This window comes from Terribacillus aidingensis (assembly GCF_040703035.1).
Lineage (GTDB): Bacteria > Bacillota > Bacilli > Bacillales > Amphibacillaceae > Terribacillus.
On the sequence record NZ_CP159996.1, the window covers coordinates 3,132,328 to 3,145,198 of the forward strand.

Annotated in this window: 11 protein-coding genes; 2 read left to right on the forward strand and 9 right to left on the reverse strand. The window is 44.1% G+C overall.

Features of this window, described 5'->3' with window-relative positions:
* Positions 1 to 58: 58 nt before the first annotated feature.
* Positions 59 to 622, forward strand: a complete 564-nt coding sequence (ahpC, locus tag ABXS78_RS16175; protein WP_095221508.1) for an alkyl hydroperoxide reductase subunit C — start codon at positions 59 to 61, stop codon at positions 620 to 622.
* 14 nt (positions 623 to 636) lie between these two features.
* Positions 637 to 2,166: an alkyl hydroperoxide reductase subunit F gene (gene ahpF / locus ABXS78_RS16180; protein ID WP_366248072.1), complete on the forward strand. Its 1,530-nt coding sequence runs from the start codon at positions 637 to 639 to the stop codon at positions 2,164 to 2,166.
* Positions 2,167 to 2,251: 85 nt separating this feature from the next.
* On the opposite strand, the gene ABXS78_RS16185 is transcribed toward ahpF, so the two are convergent.
* The 9 genes from ABXS78_RS16185 to ABXS78_RS16225 form a co-directional block, all read right to left on the reverse strand.
* Entirely contained in the window at positions 2,252 to 3,040 is a 789-nt protein-coding gene (locus tag ABXS78_RS16185) for a DUF6270 domain-containing protein (RefSeq protein WP_366248073.1), read from the reverse strand.
* A 198-nt stretch (positions 3,041 to 3,238) separates the two neighbouring features.
* Positions 3,239 to 4,186 (reverse strand): biotin-dependent carboxyltransferase family protein, encoded by a 948-nt coding sequence (locus tag ABXS78_RS16190; protein WP_366248074.1) that lies wholly within the window; start codon positions 4,184 to 4,186, stop codon positions 3,239 to 3,241.
* Complete coding sequence (locus tag ABXS78_RS16195; RefSeq protein ID WP_366248075.1) at positions 4,179 to 4,952, reverse strand: 5-oxoprolinase subunit PxpA; 774 nt, start codon at positions 4,950 to 4,952, stop codon at positions 4,179 to 4,181. Before ABXS78_RS16195 ends, ABXS78_RS16190 begins: the two co-directional genes overlap by 8 nt.
* A gap of 12 nt (positions 4,953 to 4,964) precedes the next feature.
* On the reverse strand, positions 4,965 to 5,687 hold the full coding sequence (gene pxpB / locus ABXS78_RS16200) for a 5-oxoprolinase subunit PxpB (protein ID WP_366248076.1): 723 nt from the start codon (positions 5,685 to 5,687) through the stop codon (positions 4,965 to 4,967).
* A 21-nt stretch (positions 5,688 to 5,708) separates the two neighbouring features.
* A complete protein-coding gene (locus ABXS78_RS16205; RefSeq protein WP_366248077.1) occupies positions 5,709 to 6,929 on the reverse strand; it encodes an NRAMP family divalent metal transporter in 1,221 nt (406 codons plus the stop codon).
* A gap of 211 nt (positions 6,930 to 7,140) precedes the next feature.
* Positions 7,141 to 8,709 carry a GH32 C-terminal domain-containing protein gene (locus tag ABXS78_RS16210; protein ID WP_366248078.1) on the reverse strand — a complete coding sequence of 523 codons (1,569 nt, stop codon included), beginning with the start codon at positions 8,707 to 8,709 and terminating at the stop codon, positions 7,141 to 7,143.
* 76 nt (positions 8,710 to 8,785) lie between these two features.
* On the reverse strand, positions 8,786 to 10,255 hold the full coding sequence (locus ABXS78_RS16215; RefSeq protein WP_366248079.1) for a glycoside hydrolase family 68 protein: 1,470 nt from the start codon (positions 10,253 to 10,255) through the stop codon (positions 8,786 to 8,788).
* Between the two features lie 175 nt (positions 10,256 to 10,430).
* The gene (locus ABXS78_RS16220; RefSeq protein ID WP_366248080.1) at positions 10,431 to 11,696 is read right to left on the reverse strand and encodes an extracellular solute-binding protein; all 1,266 of its coding nucleotides are present in this window, start codon (positions 11,694 to 11,696) and stop codon (positions 10,431 to 10,433) included.
* Positions 11,697 to 11,701: 5 nt separating this feature from the next.
* Complete coding sequence (locus tag ABXS78_RS16225) at positions 11,702 to 12,871, reverse strand: response regulator (RefSeq protein WP_366248081.1); 1,170 nt, start codon at positions 12,869 to 12,871, stop codon at positions 11,702 to 11,704.

The following is a 12,871-nucleotide window of genomic DNA, read 5'->3' on the forward strand; positions in this document are numbered from 1 at the left end:
TATGTCTAAGTAATTCTAAGTTTCTAGTTATTAATTTATTTTGGGAGGCTATTTATTTATGTCACTTATCGGCAAAGAAGTACAACCATTCACAGCACAAGCTTACAAAAACGGAGATTTCATCGAAGTAACAGAAGCAAGTCTTAAAGGTCAATGGAGTGTAGTATGCTTCTACCCTGCAGATTTCAGCTTCGTATGCCCGACTGAGCTGGAAGATCTTCAAGATCAATACAGCACACTAAAAGATCTTGGTGTGGAAGTATTCTCTGTATCTACAGATACACACTTCGTACATAAAGGCTGGCATGACAGCTCTGAAAAAATCGGCAAAATCACATATGCAATGATTGGTGACCCATCCCAAGCAATTTCTCGTCAATTCGATGTGCTTAACGAAGAGTCTGGTCTTGCTGATCGAGGTACATTCATCATCGATCCAGATGGCGTAATCCAAACAGTTGAAATCAATGCAGACGGTATCGGCCGTGACGCAAGCACGCTTGTGAACAAAATCAAAGCAGCACAATACGTGCGTCAAAATCCAGGTGAAGTTTGCCCGGCGAAATGGGAAGAAGGATCTGAAACACTAACACCTAGCTTGGATCTTGTAGGCAAAATCTAAGGAGTGCGTTGAATATGGTACTTGATGCAAACATTAAAGCTCAATTGAACCAGTATATGGCGCTTATGGAGAACCCTATCGTTCTTAAAGTAAGCGCTGGTGCAGACGACGTTTCCAAGGAAATGCTTGCTCTAGTTGAAGAGCTTGCAGCTATGTCGTCCAAGATCACAGTAGAAAAAGCAGAACTAAACCGCACCCCGAGCTTCACCGTGAACCGCGTTGGCGAAGAAACCGGCATTGCTTTTGCCGGCATCCCGCTTGGTCATGAGTTCACTTCACTTGTCCTTGCTCTCTTGCAAGTAAGCGGTCGTGCACCGAAGGTCGATGAGAAACTGATCAATCAGATTAAGAACATCAAAGGTGAATTCCACTTTGAGGCTTATATCAGCCTGACTTGTCATAACTGCCCGGATGTTGTGCAAGCACTTAATGTGATGAGCGTATTGAATCCGAACATCACAAGCACGATGATCGATGGTGCGGCATTCAAGGAAGAAGTAGAAAGCAAGAACATCATGGCAGTTCCGACTGTTTACCTGAACGGGGAGAACTTCGGAAGCGGCCGGATGACGCTCGAAGAAATGCTAGCCAAAATGGGATCTGGTGCGGATGCATCCGAGTTCGATAACAAAGAACCTTACGACGTTCTTGTTGTCGGCGGTGGTCCAGCTGGCTCCAGCGCTGCTATCTATGCTGCCCGCAAAGGAATTCGTACTGGAATCGTAGCAGAACGCTTCGGCGGTCAGGTATTGGATACGATGAGCATCGAAAACTTCATTACCGTCAAGGAAACTGAAGGTCCGAAGCTAGTCGCAAGCCTGGAAGAGCATGTGAAAGAATACAACATCGATGTGATGAACCTGCAGAAAGCAACGAAAATCGCGAAAAACGATCTATTCGAGCTTGAGCTGGAAAACGGCGCGACACTGAAAAGTAAGAGCGTCATCATCTCCACAGGTGCACGCTGGCGTAATATCAACGTTCCTGGCGAGCAGGAATTCAAGAACAAAGGTGTTGCCTACTGTGCACACTGTGATGGCCCGCTATTCGAAGGAAAAGATGTAGCTGTTATCGGAGGAGGTAACTCCGGCATCGAAGCAGCCATTGATTTGGCTGGTATCGTAAACCATGTTACAGTTCTTGAATTCGCCGATACATTAAAAGCAGACGAAGTATTGCAAAAGCGTGCTTACAGCCTGCCGAACGTAACTATTATTACAAACGCGCAAACTACGGAGATCACTGGCGACGACAACGTCAACGGTATCACTTACGTAGAACGTGACACAAACGAAGAAAAACACATTGCACTGCAAGGTATCTTCGTCCAAATCGGTCTTGTACCGAACACAGAATTCCTAGCTGACGTCGTTGAGCGCACGCCGATGGGAGAAATCATCGTCGACAAGCACGGTCAAACGAATGTCCCAGGACTGTTTGCTGCTGGAGACTGTGCAGATACTGCTTATAAACAAATCATTGTTTCTATGGGATCTGGTGCGACAGCATCGTTGGGTGCATTTGATTATTTGATTCGGAATTAATTACTAGAAGAAAGCGTGCAGCTGTTATCAGCTGCACGCTTTCTTCTTGATATACAGACAAAATATACTTGTCCTACAGCAAACCTCAATTTACCTCTGCATTTTTATCAATCTGAGTAACTGTATTCAATTGTTCTAGGAAATCATGATAATAATTATCATGATAGTGTAATTGAAATACATCCCAACCGATAGTTGGCTTCGGAGAAATATAATACTGCTCATGATCCAGCTCTATAAATTTCAAGTCATACTTTGAAATCATATAGTTATCAAGCTTATCCCAAATATCATTATAATGTTGTAAAGAAGGCAGATAGGAAACCTTACCCTCTGAATCTAATAAACGATTGCTGAATCGCCCTTTATTAATGATCACTTCGCAATTAGGTACTTCCTTTTTTAAGAAATCCATGAATTTAGCTATTGAAGGCAACAATAAACCAAAATAGTCAGATGGACTTCTATCAATCTTCAAATGGAACTTTTCCGGCAGTTCATTAAAGAATGAAGTCTTGCTAATATAACCATTGTTTGTAACAAAACGATCTTGCGTGAAGAACACCCCTAAAAAGACATCTGTATAGAAGTCCATAATCAGATAATCCGGCTGCTTTACTTTTAGATCATGAAAGAAACTTTTGCTTAATTCTTCGATGGTCTTACGTTTATCAGCCTCATTATGCACGTTTTCTTCATCAATATAATCAATTTTAGTCTCGTCATAAGAAAATTCCCGGGAAAAAAGACTTATTAAAGATGCATGCAAAGATGTTGCTACACATTCATACCTCTCTTTATAGTTTTTATTCAATTTGGAGTTAAAATTATCTCTAGTGATACAAGAGCCATAACTGGCTATTTTAATAGTCATTATTTTCTCCTTAAAATACATTATTACTTATATATCGGATTAAAAAGTGATTAGTTGATACATTCTGTTTATTTTCTGCATTGCTATCATTATTACACCATTGATAAATTAGACACTGATTAATCCTGGCGTTTATTTATATTTCCCCGCATTATTTTTCACAGAAAAAAAGAAGATATCCGCGAACATCTTCTTCTTTTACACAATTATCTTCTCAAGTACACTTACAATTTTTTGTTTTTTGAAATAAAGATCCTGTGCTTCATCCATTCCGACTTCTTTGAAGCGAACGTGCGCTCCCGGTGCTGCTTGCGCTAACAACGGAATATCCGCGGATATTACTGTCGCTATCCTTGTATATCCTCCTGTTGTCTGCCGGTCCGCCATCAGAATAATCGGCTGACCATTGGCAGGCACTTGAATTCCGCCAAGCGGGATAGCTTCCGAGATTATGTCAGCAGTTATTTTGTGCCATAGTTCCGGACCTTTCAGACGATACCCCATACGGTCTGACTGAGGAGTGATTTCATAGCTCGATGATAGGAATGTTTTGATAGCCTCATCTGTGAAAGCATCTTGATGCGGCCCTAGGATGACTCTTGCAGTGACTTCCTTCTCGTACTTAGGTATTTCATCGTAATGAAGGGAACGCCCCGTTACTGCATGAGGATTCTCAGTACCGTACAGAATGTCTTCCTTCTCAAGAGCACGTCCGTTCAGACCGCCGATTTTTGCCTTCAGATACGTAGAGTTGCTGCCCATTACAGCTGGCAAGTCAAAGCCGCCTGCCACGCTGATATAAGAGCGAATCCCTTCCAATGGCTGACCGAATTCGATTAGCTGGCCCTCTTTCACGGCAAAACTCTTCCACATCGGCGCAGGCTGCCCATTCACTCTTGGCGACAGATTTCCTCCAGTTATCGCAATGACAGCATCCTCCAGCACCTTGAGTACCGGTCCCATCATTGTTACTTCGAGCCCTGCCTCGTCACGTTTATTTCCAACGAGAAGGTTGGCAATTTGCAGCGAGAAATCATCCATCGCACCTGCTACAACTACACCATATTCCTGGTAGCCAGTACGGCCGAGATCCTGAAAAGTTGTCAGCAGTCCGGGCTTGATCACTTGAAACAGCTTTCTACCCATGATGCTCGACTCCGAAATTCTGAATCGTGATTTGTTCTGCTTGAAGTCTTTCACGGAGCTGCTGGACGAATTGCAGTGCTTCCGGTTCATCTCCATGCACACAAATTGTATCTGCTTGAATGTTAATATCTGTTCCATCAACGGCAGTTACTTTACCTTCTTGAATCATACGAATGACACGATCAACCGCAACTGTCACGTCGTGAATCATAGCATTTGCTTGAGAACGAGGTGTCAGCGTTCCATCTGCCTGATACGTCCTGTCAGCAAAGACCTCCTGCGCAACGTTCAGTCCAGCTTTCTCTCCCGCACGTACTAGTTCACTACCGGCCAAACCGAACAGTACTAACTTCGAATCGACCGCATGCACTGCTGTCGCGATTGCTTCTGCAATAGCAGAGTCTTTCGATGCCATATTATATAGCGCTCCGTGCGGCTTCACATGCTGAACATATGTACCGCAGGCCTTGGCTGCTCCTTGCATTGCGCCTACCTGGTAAACAACAAGGTTATAGATTTCCTTCGGAGACAGCTTCATTTCCCGACGGCCAAAACCGGCTAAGTCGGGGAAGCCTGGATGAGCACCGATTCCAACACCAAGTTCGGCTGCTGTTTTAACCGTTTCAAGCATGACATTATGGTCACCTGCATGGAATCCGCATGCAATATTGGCAGATGATATGTATTTCAACACTTCCTCGTCATTACCAATTGTATAGGCGCCAAAACTCTCCCCTAAATCACTGTTTAAATCAATCGTCTTCATACCAGTCCCTCCTTACTTTTCCTTACTTACAATCTTATATTCCCCAAGACGAACTGCTTCCGTAATTGAATCGTACTCTTCTTTCGAAATTGGGACAAACCGCAGATAAGACCCGGAAGTCAATAAAATTGGCTGCTCTCTTTCCGGATCATATAATTTCAATGGTGTCTGACCGATGAGCTGCCAGCCTCCCGGAGTTTCCAGTGGATAAACGCCCGTCTGTGATCCAGCTATCCCTACAGAGCCTGCTGCAATTTTTGGTCGAGGATCCGAACGGCGTGGTGTCGCAATTTCTTCTGACATACCGCCCAGGTACGGAAAGCCCGGTACAAATCCCATCATATAAATCAAATAATCCTGACTCGAATGGATGCGGATGACATCTTCTACTGACAGACCGTTATGATCCGCAACGAAATTCAAATCAGGGCCTGTCTCCCCGCCATAGTAGGTAGGAATTTCATAAACAAGAGAAGCAGCCTCGGCCGCCCCTCCTTGAATATTCTCATATAGACGCTCCAATTTTTCCAGAAGCGCCTGGTAGCGGACCTTATCAGGACGATAAAAGATGGATAAAGTCGTATAAGCTGGTACCCATTCAATAATTCCCTCAATCTGTTCCGCCTTAAGCAGCTCCGCGAACAACCGGATTTTCTGATTTGTTTCCTCTGAGATCGTCTGTCCGAAAACGAGCTGAATGCCCGTATCTCCTAGCGGATGATAGGTAAGCTTCATTTTTGGGACCTCCTTCTCGATTTAGAACAATTTCTGCGCTTGGTTAATCAATGTCACAACCGCCAAATAAGTAGTTGCTAAAAGCACTATACCACCAAAGATCGTAAGCCATAGCGGATGTTTGTAGTCTCCGACGATAGATTTCTTATAAGCCGCTACTAACAATACACCAAGCCCGATAGGCAAAATAAGCCCGTTAATGGCACCTGCGATAACTAACAATGTCACTGGTTCGCCGATGAAGGAGAAGATGATTGTTGATACTACAATGAACAAAATTGTAACTAGCTTCTCATTCCTCGCAACCCATTTGGACAATGTCTTCAGGAATGAAACGGATGTATAAGCCGCGCCAATTACAGATGTAATACCCGCAGCCCATAAAATCAGACCGAACATTTTATATCCAAGTGTACCAGCAGCTTCCTGGAAAACAGAGGCAGCGGGGTTACTTGCATCCAACTTAAAGCCTGTCACCACGACTCCTAGCACAGCAAGGAACAGGAAGATACGCATGATTGACGCAATCAAAACACCTGAAACAGAACTTTGTGTTACTTGACGCAGACTTTCTTTACCGGAAATACCAGCATCCAAAAGACGGTGACCGCCTGCAAATGTGATATAACCGCCAACAGTACCACCAACGAGTGTAATGATTGCAAACACATCAATTTGTTCTGGAGCAAATGTACGCAAAACAGCTTCTCCGACTGGCGGTTCACTGCGGAATGCAACGTACAATGTCAGCAAAATCATAATCAACCCAAGAATGCGCGCAATCTGATCCATTGCCGCTCCTGCTTCTTTGGAAAGGAATATACCAATAGCGATAATACCAGTAATGATTGCACCAATAATTGTATCGATTCCGAATAATACGTTCAAACCAAGTCCCGCACCACCGACGTTCCCGATATTAAATGCAAGACCGCCCAATGCGACTGCAAAAGCAAGGAAGTATCCTAACCCTGGCAATACTTTATTTGCGATATCCTGTCCGCGCATTCTGGAAACGGCAATAATTCGCCAGATATTCATCTGTACACCAACATCCAGAATGATACTCATAAGAATAACAAAGCCGAAGCTTGCTAATAATTGATCAGTGAAAACAGCTGTTTGAGTCAGGAACCCTGGTCCGATTGCTGATGAACCCATCAGGAATGCTGCTCCTAATAGGACGCCCCATTTTCCTTTGGAAGACTGCTGCTGTTGTAATTCTTTTTCTTTTGACGCCATGTAAATCCCCCTTATGTAACGATTCTTTCAAATCATCTGTAGTATGTACTGCTTTCCATACATTATCACAAATATTTAATAAACAATAATTATTATAACTCGAAAATATTTGCTTACACAAGATGTAAAATAACCTCACATGATAAATCAGCTATCAAAAGCCATTTCACACAATATAAAAAAGGCCCGTAAAAGGCCTTCCTTAAGTAAATTATTGTGTTTTATCTATCCTCTTTATAGAAATATTATCAAACTTAGCACTGCCATCTTCCGCATACAAACTTATCGCTTGATCCTGCGGATGAGGGAATACTGTATTACTGTGCACCACATTCCCATCATCAACGAACATTTCCACACTTGTTTTATCTACGAGAATTGTGACATGTACGTGCTTCTTATCTGTATTAAATGGCGCCTTGCTTTCCTGATAGTCTCCAGTTTGATCAGGATTAGGAATGTAGCTTCTATTCACATATGAATAGCCTCCATCGACTGCGATACCTACATCGAGATGACGGGAGTGATCATTTGATCCCCGCAACTGCAGCCCGACGTTCGGACTTTCTGTCCACGAAATATCAGCATCCAATTGGTATGTTTCCGCCGAAACATCCAAGGTTTGCTTCTCATTTTGAAGACTTATATTCTCAACTGTGTCCGATGATTGAAAATGCTGATCCAGCGCAGCAATCGGCCGGGAAGCAAGATAAAAACCATCCTGATCCTGCTGCAATGTGATTTCCCTGACAATGGAGTCTGTACCATTGAATCCATCATATTTCATCGCGGGTGTGTGATCCGCATACGACCAGTTATTCATCCACGCGAGCGCATACCGCTTTGCTTGCTTATCTTCAGAAGGTCCGTCTTCGAAGGTGACCCCACCATACCAGTCAAAACCATAATCAAGCCATCTTGGATTTTCTTTATCCGGTGTAAAAGCTGCCCCTTCAAACTCTCCAGTCCAGTAGGCATAGGTTTTCGGTTCACCTTTCCCCTCTCCATTCGCACTCATACCTAGCACATATTTAACCGTACCATCCGGTGCGCGCAGCTGGAATAGATCCGGACATTCGAGTACGCCAATTCCATCTGTTTCAAAATCTCCAGTGAATGTCCAGGCTTTCAAGTCAGCAGATGTATAAAATCCAATTTTATCTCCTTCTGCCAAAAGCATGATCCAGCTATTTTTTTCCTCATCCCATATCACTTTGGGATCACGGAAATCCTGCGTACCCGGATTGGTAAGAACCGGTTCCTCGCTCTCCTGCTTAAAAGTATTTCCTCCATCTGTGCTGTACCAGAGATACTGTTCCTGCTGCCCAGTCTCTCCCGTCGGCTGGGTCATAATCGCAATTAGTGCATCCTCACCAAAACCGGCTGTATTGTTCTTATCGTGGACGACAGACCCCGTCCACGGATCACCGTTATCTGTTGTATATTTCGGAATTGCTACTCCATGATCCTCCCAATGAACTAAATCTTCTGATGTCGCGTGCCGCCATTCGGTACCGTTGCCTTCGGGGTAATCTTTATTGTAGAGATAATAATAGTGGTATTTGCCTTGATAATAAATTGGCTGCTGCGGATCATTTTTCCATTTGTCAGGAGAACTGAAATGGAAGACAGGACGATAAGAGATAGTTTGCGCCTTCCCTGGACTTTGATTTTGAGTTTTTTTCTCGTTGCTTAGCACAGAGGCTGCGACCACTGCAGCAACAAGTAAAATCAGCACGCCAAGCATCGTCCACCTCTTTTTCGAAAATCCATTAAACATATCGTCACCACACTTTTATTTGAAATGAAGGAAAAGGAAATGCCATATTGCTGACATTTCCTTTTCTGATTCTGATTTATTCCTCTTCGTACGTGATTTGCCCTTGCTCCAGGATACCATCTTCCACAACGGAAGAGCGTTTACCGTCGATATCCAGAAGGAACGAAGGCGCGAATGTAGATTTATGATCCTGGAAGAAACCGCGGTTCGTCATGTAGCTAGTTACGACGAAGTCATCCGATTTCTTTTGCGGAATCACATAATGTGCATATGTCCAAGTCAAATCATTAGGATCCAAGTCCTGATGCAGGACGATACCTGATTTGTTCATTGGCTTATATGGGCCAGTTAAGCTATTCGATACATAACCAAGCATATAGATGTCTTCATCGTCGATGCCATCGATTGTCATTTTGGCACCACGCGTACTCGTGAACAAGTAGAACTTGTCATCTTTCTTGAAGATGTTTGGACGCTCGATCTCATCTGTAACCGTATTGGAAACGATGAGCGGCTTCATTTCTTTTTTCAATGTGTAATCATCATTGATCTCTACAATACCGATTGCACCATTAGCCAGTTCCGCTGTGGACTTCTTATCGCTGTTTTGCAGCTGATTGAATTCTTCACGGAAGAACTTCATACCATTGCCGTAGTATGCACGATTATAAAGGGATTCTTCGCCAGAGTAGCCAAACTCTGTACCAGTATTAGCTTCGAATACTAGATACTTCTTACCTTTATCTTCAATGTAATGCGGATCACGCAATGTGTGGTTGTTGGCAAAATTACGGTCTTCAAATGCTTTATTCACATTTTCATATGTCTTTCCGTTGCCGCCATCATAAATGGACTTATAGTCTTCCACGCCATCAACTTGCAAGCTGCTTGTATCCTTTTCAGACACGTTCACCTGCGCAGTTGTCAAAGTTTGTTTACCAAAGATGCCTTGGCTTTCATCAAAGCCGCCGCGGTTTGTATAGAACAAGCGGATCTCGCCATCGATGAAGGCAGCAGAGCCAGACCATTCCTCCTGCTGACCAGCAAGTATTTTATCACCATTGAATTTATCATTGTCATCAAATACACGACCGGCATTCTTCCATGCATCAGCCGAATCATCGCCTGATTTTTTATAGAACATGTAAATGAATGTATCACTTGCATCTTTTGGATCACCAGCTAGCCCGAAAACAATTTGGTATCCATTGTAATCCGCTACTGTACCGTCCGGGTTTTGGAGCGGCCATGTATCCCAGACATCCATTTTGATTTCATTACCATTTTCATCGATCTTTGTAGCCGACTCGATATTTTTGATGGAAGAAGCATCAAAGCTAGGAACAGTATACCGTTCGTCCCCGTGCTGCCCGATCATTTCCTTCATGTCCTGACGTGTGATTTGTGAGGTACCATACGTTTCTTTGTACGGCTTCACATTTCCACCCTCATTGTTCGCCGAAGCCACTGTCAAACTGCTTCCCAGTACCAACGCTGCACTCAGTGAAACGACACTTGCTTTTAACGCCCGTTTCCGAAATTTCATCCCGTATTCCTCCTATGTATGATTGCTAATCCCGTGTAAGACAAGCCTTGGCAAACCTGACTTACGAGCTCAGTATAGGACAGTAAAACAAAAACCGGGATGGCTTATCTTGATCTTATTTTTGTCTAAATTTGATATCCATACAAAAAGTCCCTCCTGATTAGGGACTTCTACACTAGTGAGAGGAAACATTTTGGCGCCATGCATGATCCAGGTCCTGCAGTGCATCCCACTTCGACATCTCTTCATTCACGTATTGTTTCAGGATTCGGCCAAAGGCATCCTTCATAAACGGCGAATAGGAGGACCAATTAAAGTTCCGTCGCTCCTGCTGATCATATTGTCTCCACGCATCTCCGCTCAAGCTGGTTTCAGGCGGCTGAACAGTGCGGAATGCAGAAATGAAGCGAAGGTGTTCTGTTTGATATGCATGCCCTTCTTCAGATTCTGCCATCCATTTCAGGAATCGCTTCGCCTCCCTTTTCTCAGCTGCCCCGGATTGCTTATTGACGACCCAATAACTAGGCACACCAGTCACCAGCTGCGCATCCCCTCCGTCATCAAGTGGTATCGGAAACATTCCTGCATCCAGATCCGGCGCTTGTTTTGCCAATAGCGGCTCAACCCAATTCCCCTGAACAATCATAGCTGCCTCTCCTTTTTGGAAAGCTTCCATCTCAGCGTAATAATCTGCCGTTGCCGCATGCGGTTCTCCGTAAGCAAGTGTCAGATCCAGAAAACGCAGCATATTATGAAAGCTATCATTATCCGTAAAGCTTGCCTTACCTTCTGCCAGTTCCGACATAAACGCTTCGGGATCAGATTGCTCTGCGAAAGCTAAACTTGTTAAATGATGCCCAAGCTTCCATTCCTCGTAATAGCCATTGGCAAAAGGTGTCACACCTGCCTTTTTGAGCTGAGACGCCGCTCTCTCAAGCTCTGTATACGTATCAGGAAGCTCGTTGATACCCGCTTTCTCAAATAACACCTTATTATAAATAATGCCGAATCCTTCAATATTCATCGGCATGCCATACACCTTTCCACCCTCAGTAATGGGATCGAGTGTACCATCCCTAGCATCCGATACCCACGATTCCCCGCTCAAGTCCTCCAAGTAGCGCATCCACTCTTTCGTAGCAGTATAGCCGACATTGGTGAAGATATCCGGACCTTCCCCTACTGCCATTTGTGTTTTCAAATCAGAGAAATCATCCGAAATACCACCCACCGTTTCTACCTGGATATGAACATGGGGATGCGTCTTTTCATACATGCTAACCATGTCCTCGAACTCGGAAGCAACCTCCACTTTTGGATTACGAATTGTAAGGCTGACTGTTTCTTCTGCTTGCTTCTTCTCTTTTTCTGGTGGCATATTGCTGGCGGAAAGCAGCAGTAAAAGGATCGCAAAAAGTCCGTATAACAGTTTCTTTTTCATAATAATTATCTTTCCTCCCCCTGCTCATTATGCTCAGTTCTATAAGCAGTCGGGGTTAATCCTGTTTCCTTTTTGAATAGCTTCGAGAAATAGACTTCATCTTGATAGCCAAGCAGCCTGGCTATGTCATACATCGTTTTGTCGGTTATCTCCAGCCATTGCTTCGCCTGCTTCATACGGCAATCTGTCACATACCGGGATAATGTCATCCCGGTCTCTTGCTTGAATTTACGTGAAATATGCTCCTTTGACAGGAAGAAGAGCTTTGATAATCGCTCCAGGCTTACATCCTCCATGTAGTAGCTCTGTACATAAGCAACGATGTCTTGGCCGCGCTGTTCACTTTCCAGTTCTTCAAGTCTCCTAATGGTGCGATAACGATGCTCCGCCAGCTCTACTGTAAGCTGCTCGAATACAGAAGAAATCTCTTCCAGAGAACGCAGCGTCTTTTGTACAAGCCGTACGGGTATATCCAAATGCTGACGCAGCCAATTCTCTATCTGCAGCCACTGATCAGCTGCAGACATAACAACATACAAGTTATCCTCTTGCTGGAAACGGAATACATCACCAATTGCATATCGATGCAGTTCACTCGTCAGATCTTCCATTACTTGGTCCGGCTGATGCATATGATAAAAAGACAGCAACGTAAGATCGATTTTCTCTTCCTGCGGCAAAACATTTTGTAAGATGGAGAAATCCTTCAGCTCTCCCATACACAATGCCGAAACCTGCTGTTCCAAAATCAGCCTCCTCGCATCCCCGAGAACCTCTGCTTCGTTCTCCAGATACTGCTTATCAGCGATAATGGCTTGCGTCACGTTCTCCAGCACCTTAGTAAAAGCATCCGGATCGATTGGCTTCAGCAAATAATCAAAGCTGTTGAATTGAATAGCTTTTCGCATGAACTGGTAGTCATCATAACCAGTTACAAGAATGCACTTACCTCGGTAGTCAGCAGCATGCAACTGCTCCATCAGTTCAATGCCGTTCATACGCGGCATCTTGATATCAGTGAAAATGATCTCCGGCTGCTCCGATTCAATAAGCTCAAGCGCCTCTTCCCCGTCACTTGCTTCCAAAAGAACAGTTATTCCATTCTGCTCCCACTCACCAAGCGCACGCAGCACCTCACGCCCATTTCTTTCATCATCCACGAGTAACGCCTTCAT